Source organism: Streptomyces longispororuber (assembly GCF_014656095.1).
Classification (GTDB): domain Bacteria; phylum Actinomycetota; class Actinomycetes; order Streptomycetales; family Streptomycetaceae; genus Streptomyces; species Streptomyces longispororuber.
Window position 1 is genome coordinate 38776 of record NZ_BNBT01000017.1, and the last position, 21134, is coordinate 59909.

Here is a 21134-nt window from a genome sequence, read left to right on the forward strand (position 1 = left end):
CGCACGGGACGGGCCGGCGCGGGGTCCGGCCCGTTCACTTGCGGAAGGCATCAGGTCCGGCGGCGTGCACGTGGATCCGCCGGGGGCGCTCCCACGGCATCAGCAGGGTGGTCAAAGCCCGGCGGACGGCCTGCTCCGCGTCCGTGCCCGGGTGCCGCACCGCGACGTCCACGTCGAACACGGTGGAACCGTCGTCGGCGACGGCCGGACGGGGCGCGCAGTGCACGACTCCGGGAACGGTGTGCGCCGCCTGGCGCACCGAGTTCAGGCTCACCTTCTCCCCGCGCACCATCAAGAAGTCCGACAGGCGGTCGCGGAAGTAGAGGTAACCGTCGTCGTCGATGTGGAAGACGTCCCCCGTCGCGATCACGTTGGGACCGAGCAGCACCTGGCCGTCGGCGGAGGGATCCTCACCGATCCTGCCGACGAGCACGGTGTCGGACTCGACGAGCAGTTCGCCGGCCCCGTCCGCCCCGGTGCCGCCGCGCAGGAACGCGCGCACCCCCGGCAGGGGCAGCCCGACCGACGCGTGGCGTGCGGCGGGTTCCTCGTGCGCCGCCAGCGTGGAGACCCGGGGACCGGCCTCCGTCAGTCCGTAGGTCAGGTACAGCTCACCGTCCGGCCTCGCCGCCAGCAGGACGGCCACCTCCTCGGGGGCCAGCCGGTCCCCGCCGACCGTCAGGACACCGGTGGCGAGCGGCCGGGGGACCGGGCGGGCCGGCATCTGCCGCACGACCGACGGCGTGAGCGAGGAGTGGGTGACCGCGTGCCGCTCCACCGCCCGGTGGTAGGCGGCCGGGGAGAAGGGCGGCCCGGCGATGACGACCGGCGCCGCCCGGACGTACGCGGCGAACACCTGGGCGACCAGGGCGTAGGAGTAGTACAGCGGCAGCGTCACCAGCACGACGTCCCGGCCGCTCAACCGCACGGCGGCGGAGTGCCGGTGGGCATTGCGCAGGAGGGATTCCACCCGGTGCAGGCACGCGGTGAACATGCCGCGTGTGCCCGAGGTCAGCAGGAGGACGTCCCCCGCGCGGTAAGGGGTGTCCCCGCGGTCGTCCAGCACGGTCGCGTGGCAGGTGCCCACGCGGTACGAGCGCTGTCCGCCGTAGCGCGGCGGGTCGACGCGCGTGGCCACGACGGCGCGCGCCCGGAGCCGTTCGGCGAGGGCGCGGACGCGGGCCGCCGGAGTGGAGGGCGCCACGGCGAGCGGCACCAGGCCCTGGAGGAGCGCGGCGAAGTACACCCCGACCATGGAAAGGCCGTTGGGCAGGCACACGATCACCGCGTCCCCGGGGCCGAGGCCGAGGCGGGCCAGGTCGTCCCTGATGTCGGCGAACCCGGCGGACGGCACGGCCGGGGACAGGTCGGTGGCCTGCGCCAGGAAGGCGGAGACCCGCTCCTCCCGTAACGGGGGAAGGTGTTCCGTAGCGGTCAAGGCGTCTCCTGTCCTGTGTGCCGCACGGCATGCCCGGCGGTCTCGGTCAGCAGGCGGCGGACGTGTGCGGTGTCCTCCTGGCCCTCCTGGCCCTGGCGCGACGCGCCGTCCGGGCCGCCGAGGACGACGCAGCGGACCCGGTGCCCTCCGCCCGGCCTGGTGTGGGCCACGCACGCGGCGTACCGGGACTGGCGGGTCCACAGCCAATGCACGGCCACGCACAGCGCGGTGTCCACGGACACCGCCGGTTCCGTGGACAGGACGAGGGAAGGACCGTGGAACTGCCCGCGGATGCACGGCAGGCCCGCGAGGATGCCCGGGTTCGCCCCCGCGAACTTCAGGGGGGAGACCCGCGACCGGCTCGCGGTGCGGGCGATGACGGCCATCGTCGGCGCGGTGCAGGTCGCGCTCATGACGACGACACCGACGTCCGGGCACGGCCCCGTCCCCCGGTCGCAGCGTGCCAGCGCCCGGGTCACGGCGGCCGTCGTCAGCCACGCCACGGGATCGGCGTAGAAGGAGGGGCGATTGTCCGCACCCGCGCCCAGGTCCTCGGTGACCACGTCGGCCACGGCGGCCACCGTCGGCCACGGGAGCGCCGCCTGCGCCTCCGGTGACGTCATGCCGCCCCCCGTTCGAACAGCAGGCAGGTGTTGAACCCACCGAAGCCCAAGGTGAGGCTGATGCCGGCCGTCCCGTCGGCGCCGACGGTCCCGCCTGTCGACAGCGGCACGCGCAGGCCGGACAGGGGCGACCGGAGTCCCGGCAGGGGCGGTGTGACGCGGTGCCGCAGGGCCTGCACGGTGGCGACGGCCTCGATGGCGCCGGTCGCCCCCAGGCTGTGCCCCAGCGCGCCCTTGGTGCCGAACACCGTGGGGCCGGGATCGGCGTCGTCGAAGAGACGGGTGAGGACGGCGGCCTCGGCCTCGTCGTTGAGCGGGGTGCCCGTACCGTGCGCACAGACCACGCCGATGTCCCGCGGGGCGGTGCGTGAGGGGCGCAGGCAGTTCCGCACGGCGGTCGTGACGCTCTCGCCCGTCGGATCGGGCATGGTGAGGCCGGCGGCGTCGTTGGACGACGCCGTGCCGAGCAGCCGGGCGTGGACGGCCGCCCCTCGCGCCGCGGCACCCGCCGCGGTCTCGACGACCAGGAACGCGGCTCCCTCGCCGAGGACCATTCCGTCGTGGGAGGTGTCGAAGGCGCGCAGCCCGGTCCTGCTCATGGTGCCCAGGGCGGAGTGGGCCAGACGCTTCGCCTCGGTGACCACGTCCACCCCGCCGACCACGCAGATCCGGCTGCGTCCGGCGCGGATCAGGGCGTCCGCGATCACCAGGGTGTCCGAGCCGGCCGAGCAGGCGGTGACCGCGCACACGGGCGGGTGCGGATGCCCGACGCGCCGGGCGGCCCGGACCGCCCACGCGTCCAGCGGCTCGTCGCGGAGGGTGTCCAGGTGCGCGGCGTAGCTGGTGCCGACGACGACGCTCACCCGCGGGTCGTCAGGTGCCAGGCCCGCGTGCTCGAACGCCGCCCGCAGCGTCCGCTCGGCCAACGCGTGCTGCCGGTCCCCGGGATCGTCCCCGTACGGAACGGACGGGACGACGGCGGCCAGTGTGGTCCTGAGCCGGTGCGACGTGGGCACCGGGGCGATCGCGGACTCCCCGGCGCACAGGCGCCGCCACACCCCGTCGAGGTCGTCGCCCAGGGGTGTGGTCCAGGCCATACCGGTGATCACGGGCGGGTCGGGGGCCGTGGTCACCATAGCTGGGGCCCGACGGTGGTGAGCTTCGCGCGGGTCATCGCGCCGCGGAACGCCGCGACCGTGCGCTCCTCCACGGTGACCGAGGCGGAGAAGAGGAAGACGTTGCCGAGGAAGCGCTGCGCCCGTACGTCGAACAGGACTTGGTCGCCGGGCACCACCACCCCCTTGAAACGCGACTTCACCGATCCCACCAGCGTGACCTCGTCATCGGTGAGGGGGTCGGCGCTGAGCTGGTACAGGATGACGCCCGACTGGGCGAAGGCCTGCATCAGGTGGCTGCCGGGCAGGAACACGCCGGGGAACAGGTCGCGTTCGGGCAGGTGCCCGGCCATCACGCTCAGCTCGCTGGAGACGCACAGCAGGCTCTTGAGGTAGACGCCGGGCTCGTAGTCCGTGACGCGGTCGATGAACAGCCGGGGATGGCGGCCGCGCACCAGCTTCTTGATCGCGGAGATGCCCAGGACACGGTCAGCGCGTGGCGCCGTGTCCGGTGCCGCCCCGCCCTGCCGTGGGGAAGCGTCCTTCTCGTGCGGTGCTGTGTCCTGCATCTGAGCTCAGTCCTCTCAGTAGGAGCCGGCCGGCCACGGGAAGCGGCAGGGCGGTGCGCTCGACGGGGTGCACGGAGGCGAAGGTGAGGAAGCCGTCCGTGAGCCGTGAGCGGCTGCCGTCGCCGTTCTCACGCGACAGCGCGACCACCAGACGGAACTGGGCGGCGCCGACGTGGCCGATGTCCACCGTTCCGACGACCACGTCCCGGTACACCGCACTGCGGAGGTACGAGACCCGCAGGGACGTCACCACGAGATCGGCTCCCGCGTCGAGGAAGTGGGTGAGCCCGGCTCCGCGGTCCTCCAGGTGCTCCAGCGCGGCCGCCTCCATCAGCGAGACGTAACGGGAGAAGTGGACGACGCCGGAGGCGTCGGTGTCGACGTGCTCGATCCGTCTGCGGTACGAGGTCCGTGCCGCGTCCTGGCCGGTCATCCCGCGCTCTGGAAGGTCCGGGTCCCCGTGGCGATCCGGTCGACGATCTCGTCGAGCTGCGCCCTGGTGGTGACGAGCGGTGGTGCGATGCGCATCGTCGGGTGGACGTACCGCAGGCCGCCTGACCGTTTGCCCGCGCCCGCCATGAACTCGACGTACACGCCCGCGCGTATCAGTTCCGTGCGCAGCTCGCCGAGACGCGCGGCGGCCCGGCTGGTGAGTTCCACGCCGTGCAGTACGCCGACCCCCCGCCGCTCGCTGAAGACCTCCGGGAACCGTCGCACCAGCCCGGTGTCCACCAAGTCCGCCAGGTGGTCGCCGAGTGCGCCGGAGTCCTCCACGAGCCGGCCGCGGACCAGGTGGTCGAGACCGTCGTGGATGACCGCGCAGGTGACCGGCCGGAGGTCGGAGGTGGCCACGGTGCCCGACCCGCGGACGGTGAGCCCACGTCTGGCGATCACCATGGACGTGGACAGCACACCCATGCCCAGATACTTGCCGATCACCGTGATGTCGGTGGGGACCGGTCCGTCCTCGTCCGCCATGGCGAAGAAGTCTCCGGACTTGCCGAAGGTGAGCACCTCGTCGGCGACGAGCAGGACCCCGTGGTCCGCGCACCGTCGCGACAGGTCGCGGAGGTAGCCCGGGGGTGGCAGGAGGATCCCGGCGTCGCCCTGGATCGGTTCGACGACCACGGCGAGCAGCCGGTCGGCACGGGCGGAGAAGAACGTCGCCAAGGAGTCGGGGTCACCGAACGGTATGTGCTCCACCTGGATGCCGAACTCCTGGGCGGAGTCGGCAGCGGGCAGCCCCACCCGGTAGTGCCGCCGGTTCAGCAGAGGCACCAGACCGTGGGTCCAGCCGTGCCAGGCTCCCTGGAAGGCGAGGATGGTGTCCCGCCGTTCCCGTCCCGGGCGGTGGCGCAGCCGCCGCGCGTCGAAGCGGGACTCCAGGACCAGTCGCAAGGCCATCTCCATGCCTTCCGACCCCGAGTTGCGTCCGCTGACGTGGTAGTCCTGGGCCGGGAAGCGGTGGCTCCAGATTCCGGCCGGCCCGAAGAGCCGGTCCAGCAGCGCCGCGCGCTCCTGGGAGCCGAGTTCGTCGGTGACGTAGCCGCACTCGTCGACGGCTCGTCGCAGGGCATGCCGTACGACGTGGTGCCCGGCTCCCAGGCAGGCGCTGCCGTACCCTCCGCTGGTGTCGATCAGCCGCAGAACTCTGCCCCTGCCCTCGGCGGTGAGATCGGCGACGTCCATCTCGATGCCCTGCGCACCGACGCAGGCGAACGGCAGGGGAGGCCGGCCGTAGTGGTTGAAGTGCAGACTCCCGCCCCGCCGGAGTCGTTGCACGTCGGTTTCGGTGAAGGATCGGGTATGGGGCACGGACAAGGCGGGCCTCCTCGGGGCCACTGTGCACGGTCCGGATCACACCGATGGCGAACTGGCGGTACCAGGCGGGATCGGCCGGCTAATGGGGCTCGGTCAGGGACTGGCTCCGCTGCTCGTCGCGCAACCGTTCGACCAGCGAGACGACGGAACCGACCGTTTCGAAGTTCTCCGGCGAGAACTCCTCGTCGGAGATGGAGACGCCCAGCCTCTCCTCGCACTGCACCCGCAGTTCGACGAATCCCAGGGAGTCCACGCCGTACCCGTCCCGCAGGCGGTCATCCGCCTTCATCTCGTGCACCGGCACGTCGACGAGCACCTCGGATGCCAGTATCTCCTTGATCGTCGCGGAGACGTCCATCTGCTTCCTTCCGTTCGGGGGGTCGGATCAGGTCGCGCGCATGTCGGTCAGAGCCTGATGGCGTGGGTGAAGAACTCCGCTTCCACGCCGGCCGCCGCCATGTCGTGGGTCTCGATACGTTTGAGCGTGGGGTACAGACTGCTGTGGTAGGGGCCGAGTGCAGAGGTCAGGTACTCGTCCCGTTCCAGCGCCTCGACGGCCTCGCCGAGCGAACGGGGAAGCCGCTGGACCCCCCGTCGGCGCAGCTCCCCCTCGGAGAGGGTGACAGGGTCCTCCGCGAGGGGTTCCCCCGGGTCCAGGCGACGCCGTACGCCGTCCAGTCCGGCGTGCACCAGGGCACCGAGGGCGAGGTAGGGGTTGGCCGAGGAGTCGCATGCCTTGAACTCGATCCGTGTGGAACCGGGCGACTCCTCGGAGTGTCTGCTCGGCAGGCGGATGGCCGCTTCCCGGTTGTCCGGCCCGTAGGCGCCGTAGGCGCCGGCCCACTTGCCCGGCAGCAGGCGGTGGTAGCTGTTGACGCTGGCGCACGTCAGGGCGATGAGCGCGGGGAGGTGCGCCAGCAGACCGGCGATGAAGTGCCGGGCCAGGTCGGTCAGACCGAGGTGGTCTCCGGGGGAGGCGAACAAGTTCACCGGTTCGCCGCCGTCATGGCCCTCGCGCCACAAGGACAGGTGCACGTGATTGCCGTTGCCCACGAGACCGGCCCGGGGGAGCGGTGCGAAGGTGGCCCACAGGCCGTGCCGTCGGGCGAGGCCGCGGGTGAAGGCCCGTTGCCACACGTAGTTGTCGGCGGCGCGCAGGGCCGGACCGTGCCGCAGCGTCACCTCGTGCTGGCCCGGCGAGTACTCCGGGTGACAGGTCTCCACCGCCAGGCCCTGCTCCCGCAGGGAGCGGACCAGATCCGTCATGTAGTCGCCCACGGCGTCGAATCCTTCGTTGTCGCAGCACAGGGCGTCGTCGGCGAGGTGGAACGAGCCCGGTGCGGGGCGCTGGGAGCACAGGGTGAACTCCGGTTCGAACGCCGCCACCACGCGCAGGTCCCCGGCTGCGGCCAACGCGTCCTTCAGGAAGCTCCGTGGGCAGGCCTCCCACGGCTTGCCGTCGAGCGTCATGAGATCGCACAGCATGGCTGCCGACCCCGGGGCGTGTGGCAACCGCACATAGGAACCGGGGTCCGGTGACAGGCGCACCTCCCCGACCGCGTCGATCTCGGGGACCTGCTGCATCCGGTCGGTCAGCAGCGTCGCGGCCTGCCGGGAGCGGGCCAGTCCCACGCCCGAGCGCATCCGGGACGACAGCGCCTGCCTGCTCACTGCTTTTCCACGGGTGACCGAATTGTAGTCGACCCACAGAAAGCGGATCAGTTCGATGCCGTTCCGTTCCGTGCATCCCTCGATCTCGGCCACCGAGTTCTCAGTGTGCTCCAAGGGCATGACACATATGACCTTTCACATTTTGGGAAGCGCGCACGTGGGCTCGACGACTGCGACAAGCGGAGGGTCGAGGAAGCGGAACGGGAAAAGAGCGCGAAGGGAGATCGCATGTCCCGTCGATCCAGTTTATTCTGATCCTTCGCCGAAGCGACAGTCTCGATCCAGTCACATCGGTGGCTCTGCCACACGACCTGTCGAGGACGATTTTCTGTCGCGCGCCGGAAAGATTTTGCAGCCATGGCGCAAAAATCTTTTGGCTCAGAGACGCGATCCTTTCAGAGTGCGCCCCCGGGTAACTCCAGGGAAGTGGTCACGGTAGCGCACCGTCGCCTTGCAGTCATCTCGGCATGCGCCCCCGAGGGGAAACATGTCGTCCCTGTGCGCCTGTGCGCCCCCGTAGCGCCTGCTGAGCCGGGGAAGGCCCTGCGTGATCATTTTTTCTGCTCTTTGTGTGATTTCCGCTCGCGGTCTCGCCGATCACGGCCCGCTCACATGAGGCCACGTATCTGGGGGAGTGGAGAAGGTTACCGATCCGGTTCCGATGCTGTGTGCCATGGCGAAATCTCGACAGTGCGGTCAGTTTCCGGCCGCGCGTCCCGCACCGGAAATACGGGGTGCTGCCGCCGCGGCTGGGAATCGCGGTCACGGGTGGGTCACGGGCGACCGGTGCGGTCCTGCGTACGCGGACCGTCCGGCACTTCGCCCTCACGTCCCCCGTCGTCAGGAGGCGCGGCCCGGCCGGTTCGCCGGTCGTTTCCCGTACCGGTCGTGCCGCTCGTGGTCCGGCAGTCGTCGATGTGACGTGGCGCGCGGCGGGAGGCCGGCAGCGGGGGGTGCCGGGTGAAGCGGTTCCGCGGCAGCAGATCGAGAATGAGGACACACCCCGTCAGCATCGCGGCGGCCCCGCCGACCTGTGCCGCGGACAGGCGCTCGTCCAGGGTGAGGGTGCCCGCGAGCGACGCGATCACGGGCACCCCGAATTCGACACTGATGGCCCGGCTGGCGCCCACCTCGGCCACGAGCCGGAAGTACAGCACGTACGCCACGCCGCTCATCAGCACTCCAAGGACCAGCAGGCCCCCGAAGTCCAACGGACCGGGCGCCCTCGGCAGGGGGGCGACGACGAGGAAGGGCGAGGTCAGCACACCACCGCACAGGAAGGCGGCGATCGTCACCTCCCAGGAGCCCGTGGTCCGCAGGTGGACCCGGGCGAAGTTGCTGCCGTAAGCCGCGGCGACGGCTCCTGCCAGGGCCGCGCCGCAGCCCAGGAGTATCGACCCGGTGAGCGGCACCGCCGGGAACCCGACCAGCAACAAAATCCCCGTGCTGCCGAGAAACAGGCCCAGCCAGTCGGACACCGTCATGCGCTCATGCCCCCACGCGTGGCCGATCACGAGCGAGAACAGGGGGATGCTCGCCGACAGGATGGCTGTTATGGCTGTTCCCGCTCGTGGAATCGCGAAGGAGAGCCCCAAATACTGCGCTGCCACTGTCGTCGCCCCGACGACGGCGAAGGGCCGCCATCCGGCGCCGAAATCAAGGGTGCGCTGCGTAACGAGCGCGATCACGGCCAGAAATGTTCCGGCGATAAGTGAACGGAAGGCGACCACTCCGACCCAGCCGAAGGCCTGCTGCGTCATCGACTGTACCGCGAACGACATGCCCCAGACGAACAGCACGATCGCGTAGTCGACCATGTGCCTTCTCTGCATCTCGTTTCCACCTCTCGAGAATTCGGTCCGCTGCCGCGCTTGAGGCAGCGGCTGATCGAAGCCCCGTTGTGTCCCTGCGTCAGGGAGAAACAGATGAGTGATGAGCCTGCGGATGCCGGAATCCGGTACTGTCCCGCTTCGGGTTGAGAACGCGGCTCGCGATGGTGGAGGTGAGGGAAACTCCCGCCTCACTTCGGGCGAGTTTCCACTGTGGAACGACTCGGCTCGCGACAGCCCCGATCCCTCGTTCCTTCCCTCGTGCGAGGGAAGCGGGTCACACGTTTGGCCTAGAGGGTGGTGGTGTTCCTTGATCTTCCTTGCGCTGTCCTCCCGGAATGCCCCGGGTGTGCCCCTCGTGGCGCCTTCCGAGGCCCTGGCGCCCAGAGATGGCTATGTTGACATAGCTATCTCTGCATACCTAAAGTGTCCGGCATGCCCCCGCACAGTGCGTCCGGCCAGGACATCGACCGCGTGGCCGCCGAGCTCGCGGCGTGCCTGCCCGCGCTGTCCCGGGCCCTGGAGCGGCAGGTCGGGCAGGAGTTCCCGCACCCCAAGCCGCCGGAGGCGCAGCTCGCGCTGCTGCGCCATGTCGCGGCCCACGACGGCACCACCGTGCGGGAGGCGGCGCGGGCCCTGCTGATGAAGCCGAACAACGTGAGCGCGCTGGTCACGCAGATGACCGAGCAGAACCTCTTGGAGCGGCGGCAGGATCCGGCCGACAAGCGCGTCGCGCGCCTGCACCTCACCGCGGTCTCCCGAAGGCAGATCACCGAGGTGCAGAGCCTGATGAGCACCCACCTCGCGCGGGCGCTGCACACCCTGACCGACGGTGAACTCGACGCCCTCGGCTCGGCCCTCGGCGCACTCCACGCGCTGAACGGGCGCCTGCACCCCGCCACGCGCTGACCCCGCGCACCGGACGCGCCCTGCCCAACGGGCGTACTCCGCGCACCGGGCGCAGCCTGCCCAGGGGACGCACCCCGCGCGCCGGGCGCAGCCCGCACGTCGCACGCACCCCGCCCAACGGGCGTACCCCGTACCGGACGTATCTCGTCCACCGGGTGTGCCGCGCCCCGGTGCGCGGCACGCGCATCCGGTCGTGAGGCGCGCGCATCCGATGCTGAGGCGCGCGTGCGTACGTACGCGCGCCGCCGTGGCGGTGGGTCGTGTTCCGTTCGCCCGGCCGCTCCCGTGGCGCGCGTGGCCAGGGCCACTTCCGTGCGCGGACGTGGCGTCGCCCGTCCGCGCGCTCCTCCATGTCGTACACCCACCCCTCACCACGAAGGACGGACCCCTTCATGCCCTCCGACGTCCTGAAGACCCCGGCCGCGCCCGCCCGCCCGGGCCCGCCCGCCGAGCCGCGCGGGCGGCGCGCCAACCCGTGGCTGACCCTGGTCGCCGTCGCCTTCGGCCTCTTCATGGTCGGCCTCGACGGCTCGGTCGTCTCGATCGCCAACCCGGAGATCGGCCGCGACCTGCGCGCCTCCACCGCCGACCTGCAGTGGGTCACCAACTCCTACCTGCTCGCCCTCGCCGCGGCCCTGATCCTCGGCGGCAAGCTCGGCGACCGCTTCGGCCGCCGCACCTTCTACCTCGTCGGCGTCGCCGGATTCACCGTCGCCTCCGTCGCCATCGGCCTGGCCGGGTCCATCGAGGGCGTCATCGCCTTCCGAGCTCTCCAGGGCTTCTTCGGCGCGCTGCTCATGCCCAACACGCTCGGACTGCTGCGTGCCGTCTTCCCGCCGAGGAAGTTCGGCATGGCCGTCGGCATCTGGGCCATGGTCTCGTCGGTGTCCACGGCGCTCGGGCCCATCGTCGGCGGCCTGCTCGTCGAGCACGTCACCTGGGAGTCCGTCTTCTACATCAACGTCCCCATCGGCGTGCTCGCGCTCGCCTTCAGCGGCGCCGTCCTGCCACAGAGCAAGAACACCGCGGCGGCGCGGGAGAAGTTCGACATCCCCGGCGTCGTCCTGCTCGCCCTCGGCCTCCTCGCCGTCGTCTTCGGCGTCATCAAGGGCGAGACGTGGGGCTGGACCTCGGCGGGCACCCTGGGCGCGATCGGCGCGGGCGTGGTGCTCCTGCTGCTCTTCGGCCGGTACGAGACGCGCGTCGCGCACCCCCTGCTGCCCATGCGCCTGTTCCGCAACCCGGCGCTGACCATCGGCACCGTCATCACCGCCCTGAACTTCTTCGTCCTGCTCGGTGTCATCTTCTTCGTGATGCTGTACCTGCAGAACGTCCGCGGGTTCACCCCGGTCGAGGCCGGTGTCCGCACGCTCCCGCTCAGCCTCGCCTCCGTCGTCGCCTCGCCCCTGGGCGCCGCGCTCACCGAGAGGTTCGGCCCGCGCCTCACCATGCCGCTGGGCATGGTCCTCCAGGCCGCCGCCTGCTTCGCCCTGCTCGGCTGGGGCGCGGACTCCTCGTACGCCGCGATGTGGCCGCCCTTCATCGCGCTCGGCCTCGGCGTGGGCATGGTGATGGCCTCGTCCTCCGACGCCGTCGTGGGCAACGCGCCCGTCACGGACGGCGGCGTCGCCGGCGGCCTCCAGGCCACCGCGCTCCAGGTCGGCGGGGCGCTCGGCACGTCCGTCCTCGTCTCCCTCATCAGCAGCCGTGTCGGTTCCACGCTGACCGGTGAGCTGACGTCGGCCGGTGTGCCCGCCGACGCCGCGCACGGCCTGGGGGAGGCGAAGGACGCGGTGGCCATGGGCGTCGCCCCCGTCTCCGGCGAGATGCCGGAGCGGCTCGGGTACGCCGTCGCCGAGGGTAGCCACCAGGCCTTCATGAACGGCGTCCACACGGCGGCCCTGGTCTCCGGCGTGCTGTGCGTCCTGGGCGCCGTGCTCGCCGCGGCCGGCGTACGCCGCGCGCCCGGGACGCCCCGGCACTGAGGTCCCGTACGCCTGGTCCGGTGAGCGCCCCGGTGGGAGGGGCAGGCCCGCGCGGGCCTGCCCCTCCCACCGTTGGTTCAGAACCAGTGCAGGCAGTGCGGGGTGCGCTCGGCGCGGAAGAGGGCGTCGGCGAGGAGGGCCGCGCCCGCGTGGTGGGCCCGGACGTGGCCGGCGCGCACGAGGGTGCTCGGGGCGGTGCCGCCGAGGTAGAGCGCCCCGAGGTCGCCGATGTCCAGGGACAGGTCGGGCTCCCGGTCCGTCGGGACGCAGTCGGCCTTGCCCTCCCGGACGGTCAGCAGGTAGCGGCCGTGCTCGCCGAGGAACGGGTCGTCGACGTCGAGGACGAGCTCGCCGTCCGTGAACCAGCCGCGGGCGGTCAGCGCGCGCGGGACGTCGAGGAGCCGTACCCACAGCCAGTCGGTCTCCCCGCTCGCCTCGCCGGCACGGAGGTCCGCGAGCTGCCAGCGCAGCGGGTGCTGGGGCGGGACGTGCTGGAACACGACCTGGGAGACCAGGTCGTGCCCCAGTACGCACCGGGCCAGTGCCGTGAAGGCGGCGTCGTCGGTGGCGACGGTCTCGTCGACCGTCAGGGTGGTGGCCTCGACCACGTAGCTGGCGTAGCCGTCCGGGACACCGTCGGCGTCCCGGTGCACGGCCACGTAGCGCGGCGCCGGCGAGACCGGGGGCCGCCCCGCGCCCAGGGCCCACCAGTGGTGCGGCCGGGACAGGGCGCCGGGCTGGGCGCGGCGGTACCGGTCGTAGACCTCCTCCAGCACCTCGCCGCACTCGGCGCGGCGCAGCACCTCGACCGAACCGCCGTCCGGGCCTTCGGCCGAGCCGGCCGCCGGTACGCCCGCCGCAGGCCGCCGGGGAGGGGCGAACGCGGCCCGGTGGCGCGGCACCGTGAGCCGCGCCGTGTAGGTCGCAGGGCCGTAGCCGAAGCGGCCGTAGATCGGGGCCTCGGAGGCCAGCAGGACGGAGAGGAACTCCCCGCGCGCCCGTATCCCGGCGAGCTGGTGCCGCACCATCGCGCTGAGTACGCCCCGGCGTCGGTGCGACGGCACGACGCCCACGGCGGTCACCCCGGCGGCCGGGACGAGGACGTCCCCGGGCAGGGTGAGCTCGAAGGAGTACGCGCCCGCGGTGCCGACGGGCCGCCCCTCCGGCGTCAGGGCGAGCAGGCAGCGGTCCCCTTCGAGCGCCGCCCACCACGGCCCGCCGCCTTCGGGCGGGGTGTCCGGGAGACGCCCGAAGGCGACGTGGAGCGTATCGACGAGCACGCCGAGGTCGTCCTCGGTCGTGGACCGGATCTCCATGGCCGCCCGTACCCCTTCGCGATCTCGGCACCGCGGACCAGCGCCGACCTCACAGGGCACCGTCGACCCGTGGCCAGGGCAAACGAATTACCGCCGGGGCGGGGCTGTGGCTGTGGTTGTGGCTGTCGCGCACCGCACGGTGCCTGGTGGCCGGGCGGACCGCCCCTGGGACGGCGCCCGGCCCGGCAGCCCAACCCCTGCCGGTCGTAAGGGAGATGGATGCGCCTGATGCCGGACGAGCATCAGGTGCGCTCCCTCGACCACCAGTGGCAGCTCGGCAACACGCGTGGCCAGATGCGCACGTGGGGCCGGGGGCAGTTCCGGTGGACGACCTTCGACCTGTCGGTGGAACGGGGGCCGGACGGCAAGCGCCGTATCAAGAAGACGACGTTGACCGACACCGCGGACCTGAAGAACCCCTTGCGCGACGCGGTGCTCGCCATGGGCTGGTCCTGGAGGGCACGCCTGTCGAAGCTCTGAGCGGCCCACGCGGCCACGGCTGCCGGAGGCCGTCCTCGCGGGGGCGGGGTCAGCCGACGGCGGCCCAGGACCACAACGCCAACCCGGTGGTGATCGGGCAGGCCACGATGCCCGTCAGGAGCAGGCGGCTTGGCCAGGACAGGCGGCGGATGCCAGGGGCGAACGTCAGGGCGGTCAGGGTCGCGGCGGCGCCGGCGACGACGGCCACGTAGCGCAGGACGAAGGCGCCGGTGTCCTCACCCGCGGCCGCGCCCCAGAGCGCGGCCAGACCCACGAGCAACGTGATCCAGCCCAGCGACACCAGCGTGAGCGCCCACAGCACGCCCGCCACCACGACGAGCCCCTTGTGCTCGGAGCGTGGTGCGGGCCGGGCGGGGCCGTAGAGGCGTGCGTAGGTGCCGGAGTTCATCGTCGGTCCTTCCATGATCGGTACGCGCCATCCTGTTCCGCCCGCCCCGCCGCGGCATGGGCGCGGATACTCATCCGCGCCGTGGCGCGTACTCAGCCGACGCGACCCGGCCTCCGCACCGGAAGGCCCTCGACGGCCGACGCGACGCAGCCCCGGCTCCGTCTTCCGGCGGCGCGACGCGCGGCAGAGGCCTGTCTGTGCCGGGGGGCGGACGACGGTGTGGCGCGCCGTCAGGCGGGTGCGGGCGGGTGCGGGCGGGTGTGCTCGCGGGCCACCGGTCGTGGCTGAGGGCGGGTTGGCGCAGTGGAGGGATGCTGGGGAGGCAGGCCGAACGTCGGGGACAGCGGAAGGGGACGATCGTGACCGGAGTGTCAGGACTCCATGCCGGGGCCGTCGCGTCGCGGGCGGCGGCGGTGGCCATGGGGCCGCTCGCTGTGGTGCGCCAGGGGTGCCGGTGGTTTGGTCGGGGGGCGGGGGTGGGGGCGTGAGCCGGATTCGGGTGGCTCTGGCCATGTCCTCGCGGGCCGCGGGGGCCGTGTTCACGCCGCGGGCCCTGGCCGCGCTGGGGGAGGTGTGCGACCTGGCCCCGCCCCCCGCCCTCGACGACCTGACGACCGACCGCGCCCGGGGCGTCCTCGCCGGCGTGGACCTCCTCGTGACGGGCTGGGGCTGCCCGCCGCTCGACGCGGCCGCCCTGGCCGCGGCGCCCCGCCTCAAGGCCGTGGTGCACGCGGCCGGTTCGGTGCGCGGGCACGTCACCGACGCCTGCTGGGAGCGCGGCATCGAGGTGTCGTCGGCCGCCGCGGCCAACGCGCTGCCGGTCGCCGAGTACACCCTCGCGATGATCCTGCTGCACGGCAAGCACGTCCTGGAACGGGCCCGCGACTACCGGCGCGACCGCACCCGCAGCGACTGGCTGTCCACCCCGCATGAGGTGGGCAACTACCGCCGCACCGTGGGCGTCCTGTCCGCCTCGCTCACCGGCCGCCGCGTCATCGAGCTGCTGCACCCCTTCGACTTCGAGGTGCTCCTGTACGACCCCTACGTCAGCCGCGCGGAGGCCGCCGACCTCGGCGTGGAGCCGGTCGGGCTGCCCGAACTCTTCGCGCGCGGCGACCTGGTGAGCATCCACACGCCGCTGCTGCCCGCCACGCGCGGCCTCGTCAGCCGGGAGCTGCTCACCGCGATGCGGCCCGGAGCCGCCCTCGTCAACACCGCGCGCGGCGCCGTCGTCGACCAGGACGCGCTGACCGACGTGGTGCGCGCGGGCCGCATCCGCGCGGTCCTCGACGTCACGGACCCCGAGGTGCTGCCCGCCGACCACCCCCTGTGGGACTGCCCGAACGCGCTCATCACCCCGCACCTCGCGGGCTCCCTGGGCAGCGAGTGGGAGCGCCTCGCCGACACCGCCGTCGGCGAGGTGGCCCGATGGGCCGCGGGCACGGGCTTCGCGCACCCCGTACGGCGCGAGCGGCTGGCGTTCCTCGCGTGAGCCCGCCCTTCGCGCTGCCCGCCGAGGACCGGGAGCTGAGCCCGTACACCGGCTGGACCCGCGCCCACTGGGAGGCCGTCGCCGACGGACTGATCGCCGCCGCCCTGCGGTGGGCGACCCCCGAGGGCGCCCTGCTCCACCTGCCGGGCCGCCCCTCCGTGTCCGGCGCCCGCTCCGACGGCCTGGAGGGCTACGCCCGTACGTTCCTCGCGGCCGCCCTCCGTGTCGCGGGCGACGGCGGCAGGGACCCGCACCACTGGCTGGAGCGGTACGCGCGGGGCCTCGCGGCGGGCACCCGTACCCCGGGCCGGCACGACACCGAGTCCTGGCCGCCAATCCTCGACCACCACGTGCGGGGCCAGCCGATGGTGGAGGCCGCGTCCGTGGCCCTCGGCCTCGCCCTCACCCGGCCGTGGCTCTGGGACCGGCTGGACGACGGCGTGCAGGAGCGCGCGGAGCGCTGGCTGCGCGGCGCGCTCACGCACACGCCTGCCCCCAACAACTGGTACCTGTTCCCCTTCACGGTGGCGTCCTTCCTGGAGGCGGCGGGGCGCGGCGACACGGCGACCGCCCGCGCCACGCAGCGGGCGCTCGACCTGTTGGAGACCTGGTACCGGGGCGACGGCTGGTACGCGGACGGCGACGGCCGGGCCTTCGACCACTACAACGGCTGGGCGCTGCACCTGTATCCGCCGCTGCACGCGCACCTGACCGGCGACGCCGAGGTCGCCGCCCGCTGCGGGCCGCGGCTGCGCGCGTACCTGGAGAGCCACGCGCTGTTCTTCGGCGCCGACGGCGCGCCCGTGCACTTCGGGCGCTCCCTCACCTACCGGTTCGCGGCCTGCGCCGCCGTCGGCACCGGGGCCGTGACCGGCCACACCCCGCTGCCGCCCGGCACGTCACGCCGTCTCGTCAGCGGCTGTCTGCGCTACTTCCTGGACCGGGGCGCGGTCACCGCCGACGGGCTGCTGAGCCTCGGCTGGCACGGCCCGCACGCCGCCACCCTCCAGGCGTACTCGGGCCCCGCGTCCCCGTACTGGGCCGCCAAGGCCTTCGTGGCGCTGCTCGCGCCGGCGGACGACCCGCTGTGGACGGCGCCCGAGGGGCCCGCGCCCAGCGAGGGCCCCGACCGGGTCCTCGCGCTGCCCGCGCCGGGCCTGCTCGTCCAGTCGACCCGGGCCGACGGGATCTCCGCCTGCACAACCACGGCAGCGACCACGTGGCCCCGCACGAGGGCGAGGACGCCTCCCGGGACGACCCGCACTACGGCCGCCAGGCCTACTCCACGCACACCGGCCCCACCGCCCCCGGCGACACCGCCGACAACCACCTGTCCGTGGAGGCCGGCGGCGTCGGCAGCGTACGGCGCCGCGTCCACCCCCTCGGCGCGGGGCACGGCGACGGCTGGGGCTGGGCGGCGTCCTGGCACCGGCCGGTGTTCCCGTCCGGGCCACCCCTGGTGCCGGGCCTGCGGGTGGAGAGCGTGACCGTGGCGCGCGGCCGGTACGAGCTGCGGGTCCACCGGGTCGTCGGCGCGCCGCACGGGGCCCGGGTGACGCTGACCGGCTGGGCCACGGCCGCCCTGCGCTCGGAGCTGGTCGCCCTGTACGGCTGGACCGGGGCGGACGAGGTGCGGGCGCCGCGGGGCACCGCGTACGAGCCGTGGGCGCGTGTCCCCCGGCTGTCGGCGGACGTCGAGGGCACCGCGGTGTTCGTGGCGCTGGCCTCCCTGACCGCGCCCGCACCGGCGGCACCACCGGCCACCGCCGTGCCACCGTTCGCTGCCGTACCGCCGCTGTCCAGTGCCTCGCCGCTGCCCGTTCCCGTACCGCCACCCGCTGCCGTACCGCCGCCCGGTGCCGTGCCGCCGTCCGCTCCCGTGCCGCTGTCCGCCGCCGTCCGCGGCGTCACCGTCACCGGCCGTGCGGTACGGGTGCGGTGGGCCGACGGCGCGGACACCGTGCTCGGCTTCGCGCCGCTGACGGTCCGTATGGGCTGAGCCCGTACAGGCGATGATTACGCAGTCCGCAGCACCTCCCGCAGCCGGGCCGCGAAGGCCTCCGGCCGGCCCTGCTGGCCGTACTCGCCGCCCAGGAAGCCGCCGTGGTGGCTGGGGAAGAGCGTCACGGGCAGGCCGAGCCGGTCCGCGAGGGCGGCGGTGGCGCGGGCCGTCATCTCGTCCTGGGACTCCTCGCCCGCAGCGAGGACGATCCGTGTCGGCGCGGCGGCGAGGGCGTCGACGTCCGGCCGGTAGCCGCAGCAGCCGCGGAGGTTCTGCCCCAGGAGCGCGTCGTCGCGGGCGCCGTCGTCCTCGGTCGGCAGGCCGAAGGCGGCCGGGTCCGGCGCCGGCTCCTCGGCGTAGGACTCCGGCAGCGGCCCCTTCCGCATGGCCAGCGCGATGAACTTGGCCATCGCGGGCCCCTGGCCCGCGCGCAGGTACGTACGGTGGATGTCCTCCACCGTGGCGAGGACCGCCGCGCCGTCCGGCAGGACCCCCGCGATCGGCGGCTCGTGCGCGACGAGCGTCCGGACGAGTTCGGGGTGGCGCGCCACGAGGGCCAGGGCGTTCACCGCCCCGCCGCTGCTGGCGAACACCTCCACCGGCCCGGTGCCGAGGTCCTCGACCAGGTGCCGCAGGTCCTCGGCGTGGTCGTCCGGGGTCAGCTCCCCGCCGCCGTCCGAGCGGACGCTGCGCCCCGTGCCGCGCGGGTCGTACGTGACCACGACCCGGTCGGCGAAGTGCGAGGCCAGCGTCGCGAACCCGGCCGCGTCCATCGGCGAACCGATCAGCAGCAGCACGGGACGGTCCGCGTCCGCCTCCTTCAGGTCGCCCCGGACGTCGTACCTGAGGGTCGCGCCCGGCGACTGGAGGACGCGGGTCTCGGGTGTCACGGTCATGGTGTCTCCTCGGTCGGCTCCGCTGTGGCGGGGTGTCGTGAGGGCAGACTCCCGGACCCGGCGTTTCTCATCGCGGACGCGGACGCGGCGTCCCTCCGGCCACGGCGGACCGCCTGCCGCCCGCGGGGAACGGGGGCCCGGGCGCGGGGGCGGCAGGCGGGCGCGCGGCCGTCGGCGGGTGACGGGAAGCCGCCGGTGGTCGCCGGGTCCGGCGATGAAAGCGGGGCGTTCACCGAGCCGCACACCAGCATTTGTCGCGGGATGTCGCGAAAGCCGCGCGCGGCGAACCGGCCAGGGTGGGGAAAACCCGCCGGTGCCCCTTGTGCGCCCTGGCCGCCGCCGGGCGGAGCTGCCTAGGATCGCCGACGCGGACCCGTGGAGCGGCGCCCGGTGCGCGCACCGCGCGGCACACCGGAGCGCGTCGCCGCGCGGCACCGCCGGGGAGTTCCGCACACCGGCGTCTCCGGCTTCCTCGCCGGTGCCGCCGGACACCGTCTCGGGGGATTTCAGGGAGTGAACATGATGACGGGGGAACAGGCGTGCGCCGACACGTTGCCGCCCGCGCCCATCGGTGACATCCGGTACCTGCACACCCTCGGCCCTTCCGGCACCAATCTGGAGTCGGCGGCCCACCTGTGGTTCCGGCGGCGCGGCCGCACGGGCGAGGGGCGGGTCGTCCTGCACACCTCCCTGGAGGAGGCCATGGCGGGCGTGCCCCGCACCGGCGAGCACGCGCTGCTCGCCTGCGCGGTCTACCCGGAGCTGCACACGCTCGTCTTCGGCAACCTGCGCCACTGCCGCATGGTCGACTGCTTCCTGTGGCCCACCTTCGAGATGGTGCTCGCCGTGGCCCCGGGCACGAGCGCCGAGCCGCGCACCGTGGCCACGCACCCCGCGCCCGCCGGCCTCGTCGCGCCCACGAGCGAGCGGCAGTTGGTGACCAGCAACGCGCAGGCCGCCATCGACTGCGCCGACGGCAAGGCCGAGGGGTGCGTCACCACCGTCGTCGCGGCGCGCGCCCACGGGCTGCGGGTCGTCCGCAGCTTCGGCGAGGTCCCGATGGTGTACACCGTCCACCACGTGGCGGAGCCACCGTGCGAGCACGGACCGGACGGCGCCCGCGAGCGCGTACCGGAGGCCGCGCGCCACCTCGGACCGGACGGCGCCCGCGAACACCTGCCGGAGGCCGCCCGCGACGACCGCGCACAGGAGAGTGCCCGGGACGACCGCGCACAGCAGAGTCCCCGGGACGACCGCGCGCGGGGGAGTGCCCGGTGACCGGGGCGACGTCCGGCGCGCCGAGCCGGCCGCGCGGCACGTACCGCCTCCGCGACGAGCTGCTCGACGAGGCCGCCGCCCTCGGCCGCGGGCTGCTGCCGCGCGTCGACGCCTTCCGCGCCCGCCAGCGCGACGACGGCACCGTCGCCGCGCCGGACGACGCGGACCGCCGCGCCCTGACCGGCATCAGGGACGAGGCGGTCCGGTGGTTCACCGGGCACGGCAGGGCGGCGCAGGCCGACGCGCTGGCCGCCGACGTCGACGACTGGCTGCGCGCGGGGCTCGACACGCCGCCGCACTTCGCCCGCTCCCGCGACGCGCTGACCGCGCCCGCCGACGGCGACTGGGCGGCGTTCCTCGCCCCCGTGCAGACCACCAACAGCGTCCCGCCCGTGGGCAAGCGGCTGGAGTTCTTCCTCGTCCGCCGCAAGGAACCCGACGCGCTGCCCGCCCTCGCGCGCCACTATCCGCACCCCACGAACAACTGCCAGGCCACCGTGGTGCTCGCGGGCAGCGAAGGCGTGGCCCGGGGCAACTGCATCGTGTTCTTCCCGGAGAACGTCGCCGCCCGCGACAAGGTGACCGAACAGGCCTACGCGATCTTCTTCTTCAGCAAGTTCCGGCGCATCCACGAAACGTTCGCCGTACCGTCCGCGCACGCCGTGCTCACCGCCGCGTCCGTGCCCGGCGCCTCCACCGGGATGGACCCCGAGGCGTGCTACCAGGCGCGGGCCGTCTGGGGCTATCTGCACGACTACTTCCACCACCAGGGCCGGTGGCCGCTCGACCGGCACATCAAGCTCAAGATGAACTGGTTCATCGGCCTGCTGGAGGAGCTCAAGGTCGACGCCAGGACCGCCCTCGCCTGCCACGCCGACGAGGCCGTCCCGTACCCCGACGAGCAGATCGCCATGATCCTGCTGGAGCGGATGTTCCGGTACCCGCTGGACGCCGACGCCGTCCGCAACTTCGACGCGGGCACCGGCGTGTTCCTCTACTCCTGGCTGCGCGAGCGCCGCGCCATCCGCGACGGCCGGGACGGACTGCTCCGTCTGGACCACGACCGTGTCCTCGACGGGCTGCGGGAGTTGGTCGACACGATCGAGGGTATGGAAGCCGCCGTCAGCACCCCCGCGGAGTACCGCGCGGCCGCCAAGGCGCTCGTCCGGACCCACCTGCGCGAGGGCGCCGAGGGCGACCGGTACGCCTTCACCGACGACCAGCGGGCGCTGCTCAGGGCCCGGGAGCGGCTCGCCGCCGTGCCGCCGCCGCGCTTCGCGCCGGGCGAGATGTGACCGACA

Annotated in this window: 18 protein-coding genes and 1 pseudogene; 7 read left to right on the forward strand and 12 right to left on the reverse strand. The window is 73.3% G+C overall.

Annotated features, from left to right (window positions below; genetic code table 11):
* Positions 1-34: 34 nt before the first annotated feature.
* The 9 genes from amcH to IE330_RS08670 form a co-directional block, all read right to left on the reverse strand.
* Entirely contained in the window at positions 35-1438 is a 1404-nt protein-coding gene (gene amcH / locus IE330_RS08630; protein ID WP_190135285.1) for an adenylate-forming 2-oxoglutaryl-ACP ligase AmcH, read from the reverse strand.
* Positions 1435-2061, reverse strand: a complete 627-nt coding sequence (amcG, locus tag IE330_RS08635; protein ID WP_190135286.1) for a cispentacin moiety biosynthesis protein AmcG — start codon at positions 2059-2061, stop codon at positions 1435-1437. The genes amcH and amcG overlap by 4 nt, the downstream gene beginning before the upstream one ends.
* The gene (gene amcF / locus IE330_RS08640) at positions 2058-3158 is read right to left on the reverse strand and encodes a cispentacin biosynthesis acyltransferase subunit AmcF (protein ID WP_229925489.1); all 1101 of its coding nucleotides are present in this window, start codon (positions 3156-3158) and stop codon (positions 2058-2060) included. The genes amcG and amcF overlap by 4 nt, the downstream gene beginning before the upstream one ends.
* A 32-nt stretch (positions 3159-3190) precedes the next feature.
* Positions 3191-3745: a cispentacin biosynthesis cyclizing decarboxylase AmcE gene (amcE, locus tag IE330_RS08645; RefSeq protein WP_190135288.1), complete on the reverse strand. Its 555-nt coding sequence runs from the start codon at positions 3743-3745 to the stop codon at positions 3191-3193.
* On the reverse strand, positions 3666-4178 hold the full coding sequence (locus IE330_RS08650) for an acyl-CoA thioesterase (protein ID WP_190135289.1): 513 nt from the start codon (positions 4176-4178) through the stop codon (positions 3666-3668). Before IE330_RS08650 ends, amcE begins: the two co-directional genes overlap by 80 nt.
* Positions 4175-5527 (reverse strand): amipurimycin biosynthesis protein AmcC, encoded by a 1353-nt coding sequence (gene amcC / locus IE330_RS08655; protein WP_229925490.1) that lies wholly within the window; start codon positions 5525-5527, stop codon positions 4175-4177. Before amcC ends, IE330_RS08650 begins: the two co-directional genes overlap by 4 nt.
* A gap of 118 nt (positions 5528-5645) precedes the next feature.
* On the reverse strand, positions 5646-5924 hold the full coding sequence (gene amcB / locus IE330_RS08660; RefSeq protein ID WP_190135291.1) for a cispentacin biosynthesis acyl carrier protein AmcB: 279 nt from the start codon (positions 5922-5924) through the stop codon (positions 5646-5648).
* A 47-nt stretch (positions 5925-5971) separates the two neighbouring features.
* The gene (locus IE330_RS08665; RefSeq protein WP_190135292.1) at positions 5972-7357 is read right to left on the reverse strand and encodes a glutamine synthetase family protein; all 1386 of its coding nucleotides are present in this window, start codon (positions 7355-7357) and stop codon (positions 5972-5974) included.
* A 653-nt stretch (positions 7358-8010) separates the two neighbouring features.
* Positions 8011-9054 (reverse strand): DMT family transporter, encoded by a 1044-nt coding sequence (locus IE330_RS08670; RefSeq protein WP_229925491.1) that lies wholly within the window; start codon positions 9052-9054, stop codon positions 8011-8013.
* A 447-nt stretch (positions 9055-9501) separates the two neighbouring features.
* On the opposite strand from IE330_RS08670, the gene IE330_RS08675 reads away from it, so the two are divergent.
* Positions 9502-9975, forward strand: a complete 474-nt coding sequence (locus tag IE330_RS08675) for a MarR family winged helix-turn-helix transcriptional regulator (protein WP_190135294.1) — start codon at positions 9502-9504, stop codon at positions 9973-9975.
* A gap of 392 nt (positions 9976-10367) precedes the next feature.
* The gene (locus tag IE330_RS08680; RefSeq protein ID WP_190135295.1) at positions 10368-11960 is read left to right on the forward strand and encodes an MFS transporter; all 1593 of its coding nucleotides are present in this window, start codon (positions 10368-10370) and stop codon (positions 11958-11960) included.
* Positions 11961-12037: 77 nt separating this feature from the next.
* On the opposite strand, the gene IE330_RS08685 is transcribed toward IE330_RS08680, so the two are convergent.
* Positions 12038-13276, reverse strand: coding sequence for a GNAT family N-acetyltransferase (locus IE330_RS08685; RefSeq protein WP_190135296.1), 1239 nt, complete (start codon positions 13274-13276; stop codon positions 12038-12040).
* A 228-nt stretch (positions 13277-13504) separates the two neighbouring features.
* Between IE330_RS08685 and IE330_RS08690 the strand changes: the two genes are divergently transcribed.
* On the forward strand, positions 13505-13756 hold the full coding sequence (locus IE330_RS08690; protein WP_190135297.1) for a hypothetical protein: 252 nt from the start codon (positions 13505-13507) through the stop codon (positions 13754-13756).
* A gap of 49 nt (positions 13757-13805) precedes the next feature.
* Here IE330_RS08690 and IE330_RS08695 read toward each other — a convergent pair whose 3' ends face one another.
* Positions 13806-14180: a hypothetical protein gene (locus IE330_RS08695; RefSeq protein WP_229925492.1), complete on the reverse strand. Its 375-nt coding sequence runs from the start codon at positions 14178-14180 to the stop codon at positions 13806-13808.
* Between the two features lie 496 nt (positions 14181-14676).
* Between IE330_RS08695 and IE330_RS08700 the strand changes: the two genes are divergently transcribed.
* On the forward strand, positions 14677-15657 hold the full coding sequence (locus IE330_RS08700; RefSeq protein ID WP_190135329.1) for a hydroxyacid dehydrogenase: 981 nt from the start codon (positions 14677-14679) through the stop codon (positions 15655-15657).
* A pseudogene (locus IE330_RS08705) lies at positions 15654-17656 on the forward strand (DUF2264 domain-containing protein). Before IE330_RS08700 ends, IE330_RS08705 begins: the two are co-directional and overlap by 4 nt.
* Positions 17657-17673: 17 nt before the next feature.
* Here IE330_RS08705 and IE330_RS08710 read toward each other — a convergent pair.
* Entirely contained in the window at positions 17674-18555 is an 882-nt protein-coding gene (locus tag IE330_RS08710; RefSeq protein WP_190135298.1) for an alpha/beta fold hydrolase, read from the reverse strand.
* A gap of 519 nt (positions 18556-19074) precedes the next feature.
* Between IE330_RS08710 and IE330_RS08715 the strand changes: the two genes are divergently transcribed.
* Both IE330_RS08715 and IE330_RS08720 read left to right on the forward strand, forming a co-directional pair.
* Positions 19075-19833 carry a type 2 periplasmic-binding domain-containing protein gene (locus IE330_RS08715; RefSeq protein ID WP_229925493.1) on the forward strand — a complete coding sequence of 253 codons (759 nt, stop codon included), beginning with the start codon at positions 19075-19077 and terminating at the stop codon, positions 19831-19833.
* A complete protein-coding gene (locus IE330_RS08720; protein ID WP_190135299.1) occupies positions 19830-21128 on the forward strand; it encodes a DUF6421 family protein in 1299 nt (432 codons plus the stop codon). Before IE330_RS08715 ends, IE330_RS08720 begins: the two co-directional genes overlap by 4 nt.
* The last annotated feature ends 6 nt before the right edge of the window (positions 21129-21134 follow it).

Coding starts and splice junctions, on each gene's coding strand:
- amcG (WP_190135286.1), bottom strand. CDS start 2,061: ATGACGTCACCGGAGGCGCAGGCGGCGCTCCCGTGGCCGACGGTGGCC.
- amcF (WP_229925489.1), bottom strand. CDS start 3,158: ATGGCCTGGACCACACCCCTGGGCGACGACCTCGACGGGGTGTGGCGG.
- amcE (WP_190135288.1), bottom strand. CDS start 3,745: ATGCAGGACACAGCACCGCACGAGAAGGACGCTTCCCCACGGCAGGGC.
- IE330_RS08650 (WP_190135289.1), bottom strand. CDS start 4,178: ATGACCGGCCAGGACGCGGCACGGACCTCGTACCGCAGACGGATCGAG.
- amcB (WP_190135291.1), bottom strand. CDS start 5,924: ATGGACGTCTCCGCGACGATCAAGGAGATACTGGCATCCGAGGTGCTC.
- IE330_RS08665 (WP_190135292.1), bottom strand. CDS start 7,357: ATGCCCTTGGAGCACACTGAGAACTCGGTGGCCGAGATCGAGGGATGC.
- IE330_RS08670 (WP_229925491.1), bottom strand. CDS start 9,054: ATGGTCGACTACGCGATCGTGCTGTTCGTCTGGGGCATGTCGTTCGCG.
- IE330_RS08675 (WP_190135294.1), top strand. CDS start 9,502: ATGCCCCCGCACAGTGCGTCCGGCCAGGACATCGACCGCGTGGCCGCC.
- IE330_RS08680 (WP_190135295.1), top strand. CDS start 10,368: ATGCCCTCCGACGTCCTGAAGACCCCGGCCGCGCCCGCCCGCCCGGGC.
- IE330_RS08685 (WP_190135296.1), bottom strand. CDS start 13,276: ATGGAGATCCGGTCCACGACCGAGGACGACCTCGGCGTGCTCGTCGAT.
- IE330_RS08690 (WP_190135297.1), top strand. CDS start 13,505: ATGCCGGACGAGCATCAGGTGCGCTCCCTCGACCACCAGTGGCAGCTC.
- IE330_RS08695 (WP_229925492.1), bottom strand. CDS start 14,180: ATGGAAGGACCGACGATGAACTCCGGCACCTACGCACGCCTCTACGGC.
- IE330_RS08700 (WP_190135329.1), top strand. CDS start 14,677: ATGTCCTCGCGGGCCGCGGGGGCCGTGTTCACGCCGCGGGCCCTGGCC.
- IE330_RS08710 (WP_190135298.1), bottom strand. CDS start 18,555: ATGACCGTGACACCCGAGACCCGCGTCCTCCAGTCGCCGGGCGCGACC.
- IE330_RS08715 (WP_229925493.1), top strand. CDS start 19,075: ATGATGACGGGGGAACAGGCGTGCGCCGACACGTTGCCGCCCGCGCCC.